14 protein-coding genes are annotated in these 17,465 nt (G+C 29.5%); 3 read left to right on the top strand and 11 right to left on the bottom strand.

The window, feature by feature from the left end; translation table 11 throughout:
• Positions 1 to 30: 30 nt before the first annotated feature.
• Genes BUA21_RS06420 through BUA21_RS06410 form a run of 3 tightly spaced genes read right to left on the bottom strand, consistent with a single transcriptional unit; the run spans position 31 to position 3,020 of the window.
• Positions 31 to 1,458 carry a sensor histidine kinase gene (locus BUA21_RS06420; RefSeq protein WP_072743983.1) on the bottom strand — a complete coding sequence of 476 codons (1,428 nt, stop codon included), beginning with the start codon at positions 1,456 to 1,458 and terminating at the stop codon, positions 31 to 33.
• A 3-nt stretch (positions 1,459 to 1,461) separates the two neighbouring features.
• Positions 1,462 to 2,142, bottom strand: a complete 681-nt coding sequence (locus BUA21_RS06415) for a response regulator transcription factor (protein WP_072743982.1) — start codon at positions 2,140 to 2,142, stop codon at positions 1,462 to 1,464.
• 14 nt (positions 2,143 to 2,156) lie between these two features.
• The gene (locus BUA21_RS06410; protein WP_072743981.1) at positions 2,157 to 3,020 is read right to left on the bottom strand and encodes a TraX family protein; all 864 of its coding nucleotides are present in this window, start codon (positions 3,018 to 3,020) and stop codon (positions 2,157 to 2,159) included.
• A 233-nt stretch (positions 3,021 to 3,253) separates the two neighbouring features.
• On the opposite strand from BUA21_RS06410, the gene BUA21_RS06405 reads away from it, so the two are divergent.
• Both BUA21_RS06405 and BUA21_RS06400 read left to right on the top strand, forming a co-directional pair.
• Complete coding sequence (locus BUA21_RS06405; protein ID WP_072744113.1) at positions 3,254 to 4,273, top strand: alpha/beta fold hydrolase; 1,020 nt, start codon at positions 3,254 to 3,256, stop codon at positions 4,271 to 4,273.
• A 24-nt stretch (positions 4,274 to 4,297) separates the two neighbouring features.
• Complete coding sequence (locus BUA21_RS06400) at positions 4,298 to 5,290, top strand: alpha/beta hydrolase family protein (RefSeq protein ID WP_072743980.1); 993 nt, start codon at positions 4,298 to 4,300, stop codon at positions 5,288 to 5,290.
• On the opposite strand, the gene BUA21_RS06395 is transcribed toward BUA21_RS06400, so the two are convergent.
• The 6 genes from BUA21_RS06395 to BUA21_RS06370 all read right to left on the bottom strand — a co-directional run bounded on the left by BUA21_RS06395 (position 5,277) and on the right by BUA21_RS06370 (position 13,444).
• Positions 5,277 to 6,776 (bottom strand): hypothetical protein, encoded by a 1,500-nt coding sequence (locus tag BUA21_RS06395; protein ID WP_072743979.1) that lies wholly within the window; start codon positions 6,774 to 6,776, stop codon positions 5,277 to 5,279. The genes BUA21_RS06400 and BUA21_RS06395 overlap by 14 nt on opposite strands.
• Positions 6,773 to 8,131 carry a sensor histidine kinase gene (locus BUA21_RS06390; RefSeq protein ID WP_233242615.1) on the bottom strand — a complete coding sequence of 453 codons (1,359 nt, stop codon included), beginning with the start codon at positions 8,129 to 8,131 and terminating at the stop codon, positions 6,773 to 6,775. The genes BUA21_RS06395 and BUA21_RS06390 overlap by 4 nt, the downstream gene beginning before the upstream one ends.
• 45 nt (positions 8,132 to 8,176) lie before the next feature.
• On the bottom strand, positions 8,177 to 8,890 hold the full coding sequence (locus BUA21_RS06385) for a response regulator transcription factor (protein WP_072743977.1): 714 nt from the start codon (positions 8,888 to 8,890) through the stop codon (positions 8,177 to 8,179).
• 129 nt (positions 8,891 to 9,019) lie between these two features.
• The gene (locus tag BUA21_RS06380; RefSeq protein ID WP_072743976.1) at positions 9,020 to 11,119 is read right to left on the bottom strand and encodes a YcdB/YcdC domain-containing protein; all 2,100 of its coding nucleotides are present in this window, start codon (positions 11,117 to 11,119) and stop codon (positions 9,020 to 9,022) included.
• Positions 11,120 to 11,283: 164 nt separating this feature from the next.
• Positions 11,284 to 11,652, bottom strand: coding sequence for a hypothetical protein (locus tag BUA21_RS06375; RefSeq protein ID WP_072743975.1), 369 nt, complete (start codon positions 11,650 to 11,652; stop codon positions 11,284 to 11,286).
• A gap of 70 nt (positions 11,653 to 11,722) precedes the next feature.
• Entirely contained in the window at positions 11,723 to 13,444 is a 1,722-nt protein-coding gene (locus tag BUA21_RS06370; RefSeq protein WP_072743974.1) for an ABC transporter ATP-binding protein, read from the bottom strand.
• Positions 13,445 to 13,561: 117 nt separating this feature from the next.
• Between BUA21_RS06370 and BUA21_RS06365 the strand changes: the two genes are divergently transcribed.
• Positions 13,562 to 14,707, top strand: coding sequence for an MFS transporter (locus BUA21_RS06365; RefSeq protein WP_072743973.1), 1,146 nt, complete (start codon positions 13,562 to 13,564; stop codon positions 14,705 to 14,707).
• Positions 14,708 to 14,727: 20 nt separating this feature from the next.
• On the opposite strand, the gene BUA21_RS06360 is transcribed toward BUA21_RS06365, so the two are convergent.
• Both BUA21_RS06360 and BUA21_RS06355 read right to left on the bottom strand, forming a co-directional pair.
• Positions 14,728 to 16,032, bottom strand: a complete 1,305-nt coding sequence (locus BUA21_RS06360) for a TldD/PmbA family protein (protein WP_072743972.1) — start codon at positions 16,030 to 16,032, stop codon at positions 14,728 to 14,730.
• Entirely contained in the window at positions 16,033 to 17,463 is a 1,431-nt protein-coding gene (locus tag BUA21_RS06355) for a TldD/PmbA family protein (RefSeq protein WP_072743971.1), read from the bottom strand.
• Between the last annotated feature and the right edge of the window lie 2 nt (positions 17,464 to 17,465).

Genomic DNA, 17,465 nt, shown 5'->3' with positions numbered 1-17,465 from the left:
TTTGATGCAAAAATAACCGTTCCCAGTGCATCAGATGCCACGTTTTGGTTTTATATTGAATCTAATAATAGCTCCCTTTGGATTATTGTTTTCGGCTTCGATATTTCCTCCATGTTTTTCAATCATAATTTTAGCTATATACATACCCAAACCAGAATGTCCCGTTGTAAATGAACGGGATTTATCTCCTTTGTAAAATTTGTCAAAAATATTTTTTAGATCCTCATTACTAAATCCCTTTCCAGTATCTACTATAGAAAAGATTATTTCTTCGTCATTGCACAGTACATTTAATTTTATTGATTCGCCTTTTTCGGTATATCTAATACTATTGGATATACAATTGTCTAATACTTGTTCTAGAGACTTAATATCAAATTTATCTATGAAATTTTTTTCCCTTAAATCTATGATTTCAATTTTAAAGTCTATTCCTTTTTCATCACATAAAAGTTTATAATCTTTTTCTTTTAACTTTAAAAATTCTATAATATTAATTTCTATAGGTTCTAAAATAAAATTAGGATTTTCAATATTAGATATCTTGTTCATATCATCTAATAATATTAAAGCCCTTTCATTATTTCTCTTAATTACTCCTATATAGTCTTTAATTTTTTCCTCCTTGACTGCACCATCTATTAAAGCTTCAGAGTAAGTACTTACAATAGTAAGAGGTGTTTTTAAGTCATGAGCAATACTTTCTACATTTTCTCGTCTCTTTTCTTCTAAATCCCATTGTTTTATAAGAGAGTCCTTGAGATTTACCCTCATGTCTTCAAAGGCATTGCAAAGCTTTGTAAACTCATTATTTTCATCATATCCGATAGTAAAATCTAAATCTTGATTTTTGATTTTTTCAGATGCATCTAATAGTATATTTACTGGTTTATTTATTTCTTTACTTAACTTTTTAGCATATATAAGCGTAAATACAATTATATATATAAACGGTAAAAATAACATTGATTTAGACAATAAGAATAATACAGTACTATCAGTTTTTTGTGTACTTACTAAACTATAATTTAATACAACAGCTCCTTTAACATTGCTATCTTTATCTAAAATAGGAATGATTTTGGCAAAATATTTACCATTCAAGGGTTTTGTAGAGTTTATATTAGTAACTAAGTCATTTCTATTTTCTATCATCTTTTTATCTAGTGTTCCATATATAATATTTCCATCACTATCTAATACCTGATAGCGCATTCCCTTATAAGGTATTATCTCGTTCATTTCTCTTTCAAAACTTTTGTTTAATACGTTGTCATGACTTTCATAAATTTTTTTTACAATATCCCCAACTTGGTTTTCATAATAATTAGCAGGATAATAAATATGGTTAAAAGTTTTAAGCCATATAAAAAAAGAAAGTGCAGAAAAAATTAAACTTAAAACCAATATTTTAATGAAAGTCACTACAAATTGTCTTTTAAAGCTTTTATTTTTCAAAATTTAGGCCTCCCATTTATAACCTAATCCCCAAACAGTTTCAATATATTTATTTTCTTTGTCAATAGAGCTTATCTTAAATCTAATTTTTTTAATATGCTCTGTAACAGTAGAGGTATCTCCTAGACCATCATAGCCCCAAATTTTTTCATATATTTGATCTTTTGAAAATACTTGACCTGGATTTAAAGCTAGAAGTTCTACTATTTGAAATTCTCTCTTCGTGAGGTTTATGTCTTCATTATTTACCTTTACATTTAAACCTTTTAAATCAATAGATAATTTTTTAAAATTTAAATAGCTATTGTCTTCTTTTTTTGCTTTTCTTTTTTCACGTCTCAAATGGGCCTTAACTCTAGAAACTAATTCTTTTAAACTAAAAGGTTTAGTTATATAGTCATCACCACCAATAGCAAGCCCTTTGATTTTATCAACTTCACTATCCTTTGCTGATAGAAATAGTATAGGACAATCTATATTATCTCTTATAAGATTGCAGACATTGAAACCGTCTATATCTGGCATCATAATATCTAAAATAATTAGATCTGGTTTTTTTCTAGACAGTTCAATTCCATCAAAACCATTATAGGCGGTTAAAACATTGTATCCATTAGCCTCAAGTGAGTCTTTAATTATCATAACTAAATCTTTTTCATCATCTACAACAAGGATAGTCTCCATAGTAATCCTCCTAATTAGTATTTTAAATAATAAATTAAAACTGATAATCCATACAATATATAGATATGGGCTGGATAAAATATATAAAATAATTTTTTCATAGATTTGCCCTTTTCTCCATTATACAAAAACATAAAGATTACTGCAAAGACGCTCATCCACTCATAATAATCTGTAAACATAAGTTTTAGACTAATAGGTCTAATATACATTAAAGGCATACCTATCATCCAAGTTAATATAAATATTGTGAAAAATATACATTGTAACTTTCTGTTTTCACGAAATAAATACAATATAATACCAGTTAAAATCACATACAATCCGCCTTCAACTAAAAATGGCGATGGAATAAAACTAGATACTATCACATAAATATGATTTGCAGTATCCATTGACATGTTTGGAATAATTAAAAGTTGAAAAATAAAAGCTATAGCATAGCTTATTAAAAATGGAGACAGTGTCAATCCAATACCTTTAAAAAACTTTTTCTCTTTTATATAATCTATTCCTTTAAATATAATAATTAAAATAACAAAGGTCGAAAATATGCCATTTTCAGGACAAAATCCATCTCCTCTTTGAAGTGGCTTGGAAAATTGAATTATATATTTTATAAGTGTCATAAATACAGACATTAAGTAAATCCTTGTAAAATATTTTTTTCTATTAGAAGTATGAGTATACCCTTCTATCATTGTGAATAAAAACATATCTCCTGCCAATCTACCAATCCACGAAAATGCGACGGGTATTTTACCTGTAAATTCAAAAAAATAATGGATGTGGTCAAATAGCATAAATATTAGAGCTAAAATTTTAATTTGAAATCCTGTGAATCCTTTAAATCCTTTTTTACTATCTTCTAAAGCCATATTGATTCCTCCCTTTATAAATTCTCTATATAATCTAACATTCAATTATAAAGAATTTATAAGGTTTATATAAAAGATTAAAGTTTATTTAAATATGGGGAGATGCCTAGAATGATGCGCCGGGTAGATAAATTTGATACAAAAAGAACCGTCCCTAGTGCATCGGATTTTGATAATTAATAGAGGGGGTTTTGTGGTATAATAGAAAAAACACTTGAATGAAGGGAAATTCTATGAATATTGATTTTACTTATGAAAAGAAAAAAATTGAATATGTATCTGGATATATTTTTAAGGGAAGAAACTACAGATGTAGCTATGAAAGGTATAAAACTTTATATAGAAATCCAGCTCCTGGGACTGAAAGTGTTGAATTCTATAATTTTCAACCTAAGGAAGAAATTCGTGCTTCTACTATGGTACTTCATGGATTGGGAAGTAGAAATATAAAATTTTTACTTTGGATTGGACCTCATCTAGCATCTGCTGGAGTAAATACAACAATACTTATTCTTCCTGGAAATTATACAAGAGTTGAAAACAATTCTGTCAGTGGAAGAAGTTTTTTGTATCCAGATATGGATTTGATGTACCAGTTTTGGGAACATGCCGTTGTAGATACCTTAAGTACAATAGATTTACTAGAACAAGAAGGTCGCTGGAAAGAAAACAATGTCTTAATGGGCTATTGCCTAGGAGGTATGATTACATCCATAGTAGCCTGCTTAGATAATAGAATAAATCATAAGCTATTTATGACTACAGGAGGATATCTTCCTCAAATACTTCATGAATCCCCAGCAGCGAATTTTGTCAGAAAACTATTTGCAAATGGATATAAAGCTAACTTTTCATTAAATGACAAAGAGCAATTGTATAATATTTATAATGAGCAATTCCCTAAAATTAAGAATATGTCTTTATCTGAAATAATAAATAATGAAGATATTCATCCATTATTTAAGATAGATCCTATATCCTATGCTCATTTGTTAAATATGTCTGATGTAACTTTTGTAGATGCCTTGTTTGATTTTACACTTCCAATAGGCTCACGTGAAATACTTTACAATGAAATGAAAGGGGCAAAAAGACGAGTATTGCCTATAAGCCATGTAAACTGGTTACCTTTTGAATATGTTCTAGCAAAATATATATTGCATAAAACCAATATCAATGACAAAAAAGCCAAAAAAGCTTTGCTTACTCGTGAAAAAATTGAAGAACCTCTAAGAATCATGCCTTTAAAATAATTTATCTACATTAGGAGAAAATTTATGAATAAATTAAAAGAAAATTTTAAAAAATCTTTTTTTATCGTGAACAAAATATATTTATATATAATATTTATCTTACTTTCCTTTGTAGATTTTACTTTAGCATTTTATTATTTCATTGTTTCTATAATAATATTTCTTGGAAAATTATTGACATCTAAACTTCCTCTAGAACCAAAAAAGGATTTTAACTATAAAACTTATTCTTACAAAAAATCAGATGGGAAAGACTTGAAAATGGATATATGGTATCCAAATAATCCTACCCAAAAGTTATATCCACTAGTTTTCTTTTGTCATGGCGGTGGTTGGATATCAGGATTTAGAAATCAAAAAAATAATATTTCTTGGTGCAAGTATTTAGCTTCAAAGGGTTTTTGTGCGTCCAGCATAGATTATAGATATGGAATAAAAAACAGTATGGAAGATATATTATCTGATTATACTGATGCATTAGATTATATAAAGAAAAATAGTCAAAAACTCAATATAGATACAAATAATATTGTACTTATGGGATTGTCTGCAGGTGGACATCTTTCTCTATTGTATTCAACCTACAATTCTTTTATTAAGGATAATAAAAAAATGGAAGGCATAAAAGGAGTAGTTGCCTACTATGCTCCATCTGATTTAAATGATATATTTATTTCAGAAAATAAATCTTTATTTGCCAGATTCTCTGCTAAAAAAACATTAAAAGCTACTCCCTTAGAAAAAAAAGAAATCTATGACTATTACTCTCCAATAAATTGGATAACTGAAAATATGGTTCCCTGTTTAATTGTACATGGAAAACAAGATACTACTGTACCTTTTTACTCGTCAGTAAAATTAATAAAAGAACTAAAAGCTCACAATGTAAAATGTGAATTTTTAGTTCATAAAAATGGTAGTCATTCTTTTGACACTAGATTAAACGATTTAACAACCGTAAATATATTAGAAAAAACTGTTCGATTTGTAAAAAAAACTTTTGCTATTCATCTATGATGGAAACCATATTCTTTAAAAATTCTTCTTCCCATGTATAAATATATTTTCCTGTTGCCCATTCGTTCATAACTACTTTTTCACCATTATTGAGTTTTATCTTCTTTATTGGCTCTTGAGATAATTCACCATTCTCAAGAGTATATACCATCAAGCTACTATGAGTCAATATTACTGCTATGTCTTCATTTGGTGATGTATAGACATCTGTTGCTTGGGGAACTCTCATCTTAACCGCATTCCACGATATAGCTAATTCATCATAATTAACCAATTCTTTTGGAGTTATGGCTTTTATATTAAAATCCACATAGGATTTTTCATTTTCTTCATTTAAATTAATTCTCCCTTTCATAACCCAATGTCCGTTTCTTCTGACAATGCCAAAACTTTCTTCTGTTGGCTTCAAATCTATATATTTGTTTTGAAATTTAGGATCTGTAGAAAAATACCTTGTTGTACCTTCATAAAAAGCATTTTTACCACTTTCTCCTGCAATATCTGATATTTTTATCGGATTTGCATTTTTTATATTATCTATAGGTAATACTTGTAAAGTTGATTTTGCTCTGTTTTGTCCTTCAGTTATTTCCACAATCATATAATTATTTCCAACATAATTAATTTGTTTTTGAGTATTGTAATTATCTTCATAAGATATCTCTTCATATCCCATTTCATCTGACTTCTTATTTGCTGGATATGCATATATAATGTCTTTTATATTTTCTTCTATAGATATTCTATCAACTCCAACTTTCCAAAATCCTGATTTTCTAGGAACAAATAAGTTTTCTGTTTCATATATTTTATCTATAGTCTTGTTTTTGCTACAAATCCAAATAGTCCTATATTTATATTCATCTTCTTCATTTTCAGACTCCCCTTCTTGATAATATCTGAGTCCTAATATAATTCCTGATCTCAATATTTCATCTTCTTTAGTACTCAATACTCTAGCTTTTCCTGCTATTTTTTCTATATAGTTATTCATCTCTTTATCATCTAAATCATCTGAGATTTTAGTTAAATAGAAAAATACACCATCAATATTCACTATCATTTCATCATCAGTTTCTCTTATGAATTCATAGTAAAACTGTTCTTCACTAGACATAGATATTACCTGTATTTTCTTACTGCTAATACCTAAAAAATCTGGATTTACTTTATACTGATACAATAAATAATCCAAGGAATTTACATTTTTTAATTTATAAGATGGGCTTAAGTATATATCATCTCCTATGACTACAGCTTTCTCATGAAAAAGCGCTCTTTTATCTATCATTTTGTTTGCTTCTTCGTCAGAAAGGCCTTTTGAGCTCCCCCTTTTATATCTATCTATTTTCCATTGTCCCGATATAGGAGGAATATTGTTATCTGGAGATACGATCTTTTCATTAGTATCAATATCTTTATAGCCACAAGATGTAAGAATTAGAACTAAAACAATTAGTATCACAATTAAGTTAAATTTTCTCATATTCTTTCCTCCTCAACAGGTAAAAATACACATACCTTTGTTCCTACATCTACTTCACTTTCTATTTTTATATATCCTCCATGCAATTTAACTATTTCATCACTTATTGACAAACCCAATCCACTATGAGATTTAGTATTTTTGCCTTTGTAAAATTTTTCCATTACATAAGGTAAATCTTCTTTGGGAATACCACAACCATTGTCCTCGACACAAACCAATATCATATTATCTTTACTTTCTCCAGAAAAAATTATTTTCCCTCCTTCAGGAGTAAATTTAAGTGCATTATCTATTAAATTTATAAATACTTGCTTTATTCTATTTTCATCTGCAATAATACGAGGTAATTCTTCACTTATGCTTAGTTCAATATTTATATCTTTTAAATTTGATCTAGGAGTAAGCTGTTTAGTTATTTGACTCATTATTTTCCCTATATCTACTTCTTCTTTGTTTAGCTTTATTCTACCAGAAACAAATCTTGAAAAATCCAACAATTCTTCAACCATAGAAGTAAGCCTATCGCTTTCTTTTTCAATAATATCTAATCCATCTTTTATTAATGGATTATCCAATTCTTCTGATTTCAAAGTTATAGCCCACCCCTTAATGGAAGTCAAAGGTGTTCTAAGCTCATGAGATATGGAAGATATGAAATCATTTTTTAATTCTTCTTTTTTTATTAGTTCTTCTGCCATGAAATTCAACGTATCTGAAAGTTTTCCTATTTCATCATCAAACTTTTTCTCGCTTCTCACCTTTAATTGCCCATTGGCCATTTTTTGAGCTACATCTGTCACTTCTTTTAAGGGTTTAACAATGGTATTTGCTAGAAAAATACTCATGAATCCAGAAATAAATATAACTATAACCCCAATCCAAATAAAAATTATAGCTATGCTTTTAATAGTTCTATTGGTTTCCCTAAGAGAAGTTATAAATCGTATGATACCTATTATCTTTCCTTCTGACATGAGTGGATATGATACAGCCATTACAGGAGAAGTATCATAGTCTACATTCCCAACCCAAGTTCCCTTTTCACCTTTTAAAGACTTTACAACATCATCTGACATTACAACATTAGGAAAAGATACTCCAATGGAATCCATTAGAACATTTCCTTTTAGGTCTAATATCTGTACTTCTGCATCTGTTTGCTGCCAAAAAACATCTACATCATCAATGATCAAATCTTCTATTGAAGTTGAAGAAAAATATCTAGAATAAAAATCAGAGGAAAACATGATTTGATTAGACAAAAGTGCTTCTACACTTTCATAATAATAATGCTTAACCGCATTTATTAAAAATACCTCCAATATGACAACAGTGATAAAAATTACAAGCATAAAATTCCCTACAAGTCTAGTTCTAATACTCTTTTCCATGATCTTCTAGTTCTCATCCTCTCTATTTCTCCATCTGTATCCAACTCCCCAAACAGTCTCGACATATTGGGGATTTCCAGGATCATCTTCTATTTTTGCTCTCAATCTTCTGATATTTACATCTACTATTTTTGAATCTCCAAAAAAATCATATCCCCATACCCAATTAAGTATCTCATCACGTTTAAATGCCTTCCCAGGATTTTCTATAAAGATTTTTATAATGGAATATTCTGTAGGCGTCAATTCAATTTCTATTTCATTTTTATAAAATATCCTTGAATAGGTATCTATTTTAAATGGTCCGTCTATTATGAGTTCTTCATCATTAGTTGCACTTGCTAGAGCTATTCTTCTAAGTAAAGATTTAACTCTCAATACCAACTCAGTAGGATTGAAAGGCTTCACCATATAGTCATCCGTTCCATATTCTAATCCTGTAATTTTATCTATATCTTGACTTTTAGCAGTTAGCATTATTATACCTATAGTGGGAAACTCTTTTCTAAGTATTTTGCATACTTCATATCCATCTATTCCTGGCAACATGATATCTAACACTACCACATCTATTTCTTCATTTCTGGCATTTTGTATTCCTTCTTCTCCAGTAGGGGCTTCTATGACACAATATCCTTGCCTCTCTAAATTTATTTTTATAAATTTTCTTATAGAATCTTCATCTTCAACAACTAATATAGTATACTTTTTTTCTTCCATTGAAAATTCACCTCTTGTTACTTTTTCATATATTAAATTATACCATTTATATCTCTTCATTAGTTACAAATTTATTACAAAAGATAAGAGAAGGTTATTTTCACCTTCTCTCTATATATTAATTGCATATTAATTGCTAAACAAGAAATTATAAATTAAATTTGCTCCATCTTCTCTTTTGAGTTCTGCCTTTGGCCTTAAATATCCATTACTTCCTTCTACAATTTTTAGTCCATAGGCAATTGATACATATCCCTTTAATTCTGGATTTATATCCTTTGTATCTTTAAATAAATCTTTATATATATTATTTAAATCTGCAACTTTGTCATACTTCAATGCTCTAATTATATACTTTATAGCCTCTTCTTTAGTCATTATCTTTTTGGGTGCTTTTTCATCATCTTTTACAATACCTGTATTTATCAAATAGGAATATAATTTTTCATCATTATTTGAAATATCTGAACTTAAATATGAGTTGTTTGCTTTTGCAAGTAAAAACAAGAAATCTCTTTGATTCAATTTTTCACTAGGTTTGAATTCATTTCCAGAAAATCCAATTCCATATTGAGTTAAAATATTTATTTTATCCTTTGCATAACTTTTCTCTATATCTTTATAGCTGATTTTTTCTCTTTTCTCATATGGTATTCCTTCATAATTTAGAATTTTACCTGTATTTGCATCTATATCATTTGGTTTATCTTTCTTTAGACCATAAACTAATATGGCTTCTAATTTCTTGTTATCTGTTTTTTCATATCTATTTGGAACTGTATATCTAACTTCCATTCCAATTTGATCAAACAATATATTATAAGCTTCATCTATTGATATGACTTTGTCTTTTGATGGAAGTTTCCCATTGTACCAATCCATCTCATATTCGACAATCTTTCCTTCTGTCAAATCTACAGAAACCCTTATGGCATCATCTAATACATAAGCACCATTTTCTATTCTCATGAAATTTAAATTGACTATCTTTTGAGGAACTTCATCAACTCTTCTAGAATCAGCAACTGGATCTATATATTCAATATTATTTACCTTTTCAGGATTTGTTTTAACTATAAAATTCTTTGCAATATCTAAAGCCTGTTTTTCATTGTATTTAATTTCTTTATTTGAATTTACATCATCCCATCTATAAAAAGAAATAAGCTCTTTACTTTTTGCATTTACAGCTACACTTGAATACTTTTCTACACCATTTACATTTTTTCTAAACCCTAGATACCATTTATATTCTCCCTTGTTCTTCCAGTCCCTATACAAGTTTACTGAATCCAATTTATAATCTTTATTTATCTCTAAATACTTTCTGCCAAGTTTTTCTGCTTCTTCCTCTGATATAAGTCCAGATACACTTTCCACAGCCTCTTGTTCATCTGGGCTCAAGTTTTCAGCATTTTCTTCTCCTTTAGCTCCCATATTCATATCCATACCTTCATAGTATGGACCATAATAGCCGATTTGAACAGCTTCTCCATTCTTTGCATCTATGCCTAGATTATTTCTAAGAGATGCATAAGTTAAATATAATCTAGGTTCTCTTTCTATATAAGAAGTCTTATAAATTAATTTCAATCCAATTTTTTGTTTGTATAATTCTTGAGCTTTCTCTTTTGAAATTACATCCTTTGCTTCAGAAAATACTATATCTTTATCCCAATTTGTATAATAATCTCTTACCTCACCAGTTATATTATCTACAGTTATATTGACATTGTTCTCATCATAGATCATTCCGTTTATGGTCCTTATAAAGGAATAATTATATAAATCCGAATAAATATCTAATTGTTCATCTCTATCAATATATTTTATATTTTTTGCAATATCTGGGCTTACTTTCCCAATAAAATCTTTTGCAATCTTTAGTCCCTCGTCTTTTGATACTTTTGGCAACTTAGGTCTGTTTTCCCCATAGTATGGTTCAGATTTTGAATAACTTAAAATTTCTCCATCTACTGTTAAGGAAACATTTATGCTGCCAAGCTTTTCCTTACTATCTGACCAATTTAAATTAAAAGCTGTTTTCCCGTCATAAGAACTTACATCGGAACTAAACTTGTCATACTCCTTCCCAATATTAAACAATTCCTTACTTTTTGTAATGGCTTCTTTCAACTGTTTATCGAAATTTTGCTGTGCAAATGAACTCATTGGAATCAAAGTCAAAATCATAACAATCGCTAACAATACTGAAACCTTTCTCTTCATAACAAATCCCCCTCATGTTATTTTTTTAAATTTTCTAAAAATCTTAAGTATACCACTTTTAGAATATTTCTCTATGTTTATATTATACTTCATGTGGAGGAAATATTAGTTACAAATTAGTTACGATTAAGAGCAAAAAAATAAGCCCTAAGGCTTATTTCATGTTAGTACCAAGGTTCATATCCATACCCTGGACCATATCCATAATAGTTGTAGGGATATCTCCTTCTAAGTAATTCCGATATAAGTATGATACTTATTATGTCTCTTACAAGTCTTCCCCTGCCATAATAAGGCCGTTGCATAGCTTTGTACCTAGAAGAGCGTTGTCGTCTTTCCATAGGATCTTCGCCTATTTCTGGGCACTCAGCTAGCATTTGTTCATATACTTCATCCACCATCTTGTCTACTTGCTCTTCTGAAACATTTCCATCAACCGATAAATTATCTGTACTTCTGCTGATTGCACTTATTACTTTTGGATATATACGATAATATAGTTCTGGATATGGAATATTTAAACTATAATCCATAAGAAAACCTCCCCAAATATATTACAATATCATCATATGAGTGGAGAGGTTTTTTGGAAACTTGTCTATGCTATAATTGTTTAAATTGTGATTTGTAAAGGCTTGCATATACTCCATTTTTTTCAAGAAGTTCTTCATGTCTGCCTTTTTCTTCTATTCCTTTATCAGTCAATACTACTATTTCATCAGCATTTTTAATAGTAGATAGTCTATGAGCTATAACTAAAACAGTTCTGCCATGAGAAAGTTCTTCTAAAGATTTTTGAATAGCTATTTCAGTTTCATTGTCCAAAGCTGATGTTGCTTCATCAAGTATTAATATAGGAGGATTTTTAAGAAATAATCTGGCAATAGATATTCTCTGTTTTTGTCCTCCTGAAAGCATGACACCTTTTTCTCCAATATATGTGTCATAGTCATTTGGAAGAGTCATTATGAAATCATGGATACTTGCTTCTTTGGCTGCTTCAACTATTTCTTCATCACTGGCTTCTGGATTTCCATATAATATATTGTCTTTTATAGTTCCTGTAAACAAAAATACATCTTGTTGTACCAATCCTATATTTTGCCTTAATGATTTTAATTTTATATCTCTAATATCTATTTCATCAATAAGTATTTGGCCTTCATCTATTTCATAAAATCTTGGTATCAAATGACATAGAGTAGTTTTACCTGCTCCTGACGGACCAACTATGGCAACAGTTTTACCTTGTTTGATATCTAAATTTATGCCTGAAAAAATTGTCTCTTTCCCATTGCTATAACTAAAAGATACATTTTTAAATTCAATTTCTCCCTTTACATCTTTAAGCTCTACAGCATCTTCTTTATCTTTAATATCTGGTTCAATATTCATTATTTCCATAAATCTTTCAAAACCTGTCATACCATCTTGATATTGTTGAGCAAATTCTGTTAGCCTTCTAATAGGTTGTAAAAAGTAGTTTACAAACAACAAATATGCAACTAATTCTCCGTAATCAATATATCCTTTATATACAAATATTCCTCCAAGACTTAGTACAATTAGATTTAGTATGTTGGACATAAAGTTTATTCCTGACATGAACTCAGCCATTACCTTATAGGAGGCTTCTCTTGCCTCCTTAAATTCTATATTATTCTCATCAAATTTTTCTATCTCATAATCTTCATTTGTAAAGGATTTAGCAACTCGAATACCAGAAATGCTATTTTCAAGCTGAGAATTTACATTGGCTATTCGCTTCCTAACTTGCCTAAAAGACTCAGACATTTTATTTCTCTTTGAAATAGCAAACCATACCATCAGTGGAACAAAAGCAAATATAATTAAAGTAAGCCTCCACTCAATTCTCATAAGTATAATAAAAGAACCTATTAGCATGACTAGTGATATAAATAAATCTTCAGGACCATGATGAGCAAGTTCTGTTATTTCTCTTAAATCATTAACTATTCTTGACATTATATGTCCAGTTTTATTGTTGTCAAAGTAAGTAAAAGATAAAGTCTGTAAGTGAGCAAATACATCTTTTCTCATATCATGTTCTATCCTGACACCTACAACATGACCATAATAGTTGACAATGTACTGGCTTATGTATCTCAGTACAAACAATATAGCCAAATAAATAGTCCATTTATATAATAGCTCTATATTCCCATTTGGAATATAATCGTTTATAAAATTTTTCGTCACTACAGGGAATACCAAATCTAAAACAGATATAAAAAAGGCACATACCATATCTAATATAAATAACTTCATATGTGGTTTATAATAAGAAATAAATTTTTTAAGCAATATCTATTCCCCCTCAAAATATATTTCGACTCACGAATATTATATTCTTTTTTTAATACAAATTCAACTGACAATATTGTATAATTGTATTTAGTACAGTTAAAGGGAGGTCAATTTATGGATTTATTTTTAATATTCTTAACTGGTTTTCTAATTCACATAATAATTTCTATGGAATTCAATTTGATCAGTGCCATAGCTCCATATCTAGCAAATTTCTTTAATATAAAAGCTAGTTCTGTAATCACATTGAACTTAGGTTTTTCTATAGTAGGGCTTTTGATACCCCTCTTGGGAACATGGGCCGATAAATATGGAAAAAAGAAATACATATTTACCTCATTAATTTTCTTTGTATTGGGTGCTTTTATCAGTGGAATTTCACATTCCCCATCCGTATTCGCCATAGGTAGAACTTTTATAGGGATTGGATACTTTTCCTTAAATGCTTCAGTCATATCTTATATAAGTGATTTTGTTCCCTATGAAAAGCGAGGAAAAGCTTCTGGAATACTTCGAATAGCTTTTGGACTAGCTCTACTTACCAGTCCTCTATATGCCACCTTTATGATTGAGACTTTTGACAATTTAAAAGGAATATATATTCCTTTTGCAATAGTGGGAATAATATGCTTGTTTTTACTTATAAAACTTCCAGAATCTGAGAAAGTTAATAATGAAAAAATAGATTCTAATGATGTATTAAACATATTGAAAAATCCCGTTGGACTTAAACTTTTAATCATTCAGTTTTTAACTGTAACTGCTCCTTTTACCATCTACAGCTATTTAGGTATTTGGCTCAGCAAAGATTTTAGTTTAAGCCAGCTCCAAATTGGATATGTCTACACGGCTGCAGCCTGTGGTACTGTTTTAGGAATCACTATGTCCACTTTTGCAGCTGATAAAATTGGAAAACAAAAGTTTACAAAAATATTTTATACTATAATGATTTTAGCTCTATCACTTATACCCTATTCAAAATCTTTATATTTAACAATTGCTCTTATATTCACCTTTGCTTTTGGATTAGATGGCGGATGGACTGCCTATCAAGCCATATGTACAGAAATATACCCAGAAAAGAGGACTACCTTTATGACTCTTTTATTTTTCACCAATGCAATGATGATAACCCTGTTCACCCTCATTGGACCACTTTTGTATAATCTCGGAGGATATAAATTGATTGCTTCTATTGCTTCTGTATCAGGTATTGTAGCTCTATTTTTGTTTTTTAATGTAAGCAAAAGCCTTGATTAAATATCAAGGCTTTTATACTTTTATTCAATTCCTGCCAAAGATACATTGGATAATTCTATAGTTTTAGGTCCTAAAAAATTGTTTAGCTTTTGTGTCTCACTAGAAAAATACATTTCCTTTTCTACTTCTTTTATATTCCCAGAAATAGAACCACCAGTTATAGATACAGTATTTTCTCCGTCAAAATACCAACCAAGTCTTATTTCTCCTCCAAAATCACCAGTCATTGTATCCATTTGAAAATCTGAAAAACTTACAAGTTCAATATATGGAGATGCTTTCATTTCTTCTATACTTTTACTTCCACTTTTAACTATGAAATTTTTAATATTCCCAGTTGGTTCAATACCTAGATAATAAGAATGCCTCATATCTCCCCAATATCTTTTAAGTACTCCATCCTCAATGATTTGAGTTTTCTTAAGGTATACTCCATCTTCATCATAAGGAGCACTATAAGTAGAATTTTCTAGCTTTGGATCCAATAAAAGATTTACTTTTTCTCCTATAACTTCTTGTCCTTGTACACATTCACCCGCCCTATAAGTGGAAATCCCATCATATATTTGTTTTCCATTAGCATTTATATAATAATATTTTAAAAACTCTTTTACAGGCTCTCCACTTAAAATAATAGTAGAAGTTTTCAAATCTGGAGTAGGCTTAGCAATTGCTTTTTCTTGGCTCAATTTAAGCATATCTCTTATTTCATTCTTTATCATTTCTCCATCATATTCTGTAAATTCAATATTTCTAGAAACTTCTATTTCTTCACTTTCTTCTTTCCAGTTTGTGACGAGATCAAGCATACCAGAATAGCCACTATAAGAAACATCTAATCCTTTAGAATTAACAATTCTAATATACACTTTATTTAAGAACAATTCAGATGAATTTACACAACCCTTTTCATATACATCTTCTTCAAATAAACATTTAGATATTTTGGGCAAATAATTAGACATAGTATCATTGTCAAAATTACTTTCTATTTTTACTTCTTCTAAATACTTTCCTTCATTTATAGGATAGTATTCATTCTTAACAAAACTTGCAGCAAAAACAGCTCCTTCTATACTATTTTTTATTTCTTCTTTAGTCATAGTTGGATGAACTTGAACAGTGGAAGACCCTCTGTATTTCTCCCCATCTTCTTCAAAATCTTTGTATACAGTAACTATATATTTTATCACTTCTTTTCCCCTGTTCATATCAAGTTCTTGCCTTATAAAAAACAATTCTCTGGAAGATATTTTGTTTTCAACAATCTTCCACTCATCTAATTCTTTAATATTTGATAAAATGTTTTTTATATTCTCTATCATTTATCCTAACCTCGCTTTTGCTTTAATATATGGACCACCATCAGAAACCTTAACCCATTCTTTATATCCCTTTCCACAAGCACCAGAACCAAAAAGTACTACCCTATCTGAAACCATGCTTATAGATTTAAGTAAATCTGGAACATAACCAGTCATGACAACAGGAGACACTATTTTCCCAGTAAGTCTTCCATTTTTTATTTCTTTTCCTATGAGAAGCATACACTGAATACCCCAATTCTTTGGATCTTCCATTCCACTCATAGAACCATCTAGTAAATATCCATACTCAATAGAAGCTATCATATCTTCAAGTTTTGAATTTCCTTCTTCAAAAAAAGTATTTGTCATTCGAGTATAAACTTTTCTTTCAAAAGATTCTCTTTTACCATTTCCAGTTGGCTCTATACCCAATCTCAAAGCTGCAATAGTATCACATATTCCAGTTTTCAAAATACCCTTATCTATAATTTTGGTATCAGTCCCAAGAACTCCTTCATCATCAAATAGATAGGAAGAAACATCTACAGCACTAGCTGCCCCATCATGCATAACAACCAAATCTGAAGCTACTTCCTTGTCTATATATTCTATTGCTTTAGCTCTATTTTTTACAAACATATCCATCTCTACACCATGACCAAAGGCCTCGTGAGCAATAAGTCCTGCAATTTCTGGAGTACATATAACATCATATTCTCCTGGAATTATTCTTTCAGCATCTAATAGAGATACAACTTCATCAATAGCTTTTTTGTATCCGCCATCCATTTCATCTAATAGTTCAATGCCTTTTAGTCCTGAAAAACTATTGAAGTTTACCTTTACATTCTCATCTTTTCTCACTATAGGCACAAGATATCCTTGGCTCCAAATATATGATTGCTCTAATTTTTTATTTAAAGATATGAAGATTTTAGATACATGAACTTCTTCATAAAATGTCCTGAAATCTATCAATGCTTCAGAGTATTCAAAGGCCTTTTTTTGTATATTAAGTAATCTTTCCACCTTTTCCTTTGACGTAATGCTTCCAGGTAGTACCTCTACTTCGCCAATAAAACTTTTTTCTATAACATCTTCTTTTATGATTGGAAATTTAGTCATGTCAACAGAAGATTCCCTTAACTTTTTTACATCTTCCATTGCAATATTATTTATCTTGCTTTTCAATACCTCTACATCTTCTGGCAATTCATTGAAAGAAAACTCTGAGTATCCTATACCATTGTATACTCTAAGTACAAATCCTCTTTCTGTCCAGTCACTATCACTTATACTTATCCCACTTTTTTGTACTGAATATCTTTTCCCCACTACATCTGTGCCTAATATAGACACATATTTATATTCTTTAGAAAGAACGTTTACAATTTTCATTAGCCCATCTTTATTTTTTGATAGATAATTAGACATCTCCATTTTTGCCATAT

The sequence above is a fragment of the Sporanaerobacter acetigenes DSM 13106 genome (genome assembly GCF_900130025.1).
Taxonomy (GTDB): domain Bacteria; phylum Bacillota; class Clostridia; order Tissierellales; family Sporanaerobacteraceae; genus Sporanaerobacter; species Sporanaerobacter acetigenes.
Note: the sequence above shows the minus strand (reverse complement) of the source record. Positions and strands in the feature narration are given on the sequence as shown.

Excerpts from the sequence above, each read along its gene's own strand:
- BUA21_RS06415 (WP_072743982.1), bottom strand. The coding sequence starts at position 2,142 with ATGGAGACTATCCTTGTTGTAGATGATGAAAAAGATTTAGTTATGATA.
- BUA21_RS06410 (WP_072743981.1), bottom strand. The coding sequence starts at position 3,020 with ATGGCTTTAGAAGATAGTAAAAAAGGATTTAAAGGATTCACAGGATTT.
- BUA21_RS06405 (WP_072744113.1), top strand. The coding sequence starts at position 3,254 with ATGAATATTGATTTTACTTATGAAAAGAAAAAAATTGAATATGTATCT.
- BUA21_RS06400 (WP_072743980.1), top strand. The coding sequence starts at position 4,298 with ATGAATAAATTAAAAGAAAATTTTAAAAAATCTTTTTTTATCGTGAAC.
- BUA21_RS06395 (WP_072743979.1), bottom strand. The coding sequence starts at position 6,776 with ATGAGAAAATTTAACTTAATTGTGATACTAATTGTTTTAGTTCTAATT.
- BUA21_RS06390 (WP_233242615.1), bottom strand. The coding sequence starts at position 8,131 with ATGCTTGTAATTTTTATCACTGTTGTCATATTGGAGGTATTTTTAATA.
- BUA21_RS06385 (WP_072743977.1), bottom strand. The coding sequence starts at position 8,890 with ATGGAAGAAAAAAAGTATACTATATTAGTTGTTGAAGATGAAGATTCT.
- BUA21_RS06380 (WP_072743976.1), bottom strand. The coding sequence starts at position 11,119 with ATGAAGAGAAAGGTTTCAGTATTGTTAGCGATTGTTATGATTTTGACT.
- BUA21_RS06375 (WP_072743975.1), bottom strand. The coding sequence starts at position 11,652 with ATGGATTATAGTTTAAATATTCCATATCCAGAACTATATTATCGTATA.
- BUA21_RS06365 (WP_072743973.1), top strand. The coding sequence starts at position 13,562 with ATGGATTTATTTTTAATATTCTTAACTGGTTTTCTAATTCACATAATA.
- BUA21_RS06360 (WP_072743972.1), bottom strand. The coding sequence starts at position 16,032 with ATGATAGAGAATATAAAAAACATTTTATCAAATATTAAAGAATTAGAT.
- BUA21_RS06355 (WP_072743971.1), bottom strand. The coding sequence starts at position 17,463 with ATGGCAAAAATGGAGATGTCTAATTATCTATCAAAAAATAAAGATGGG.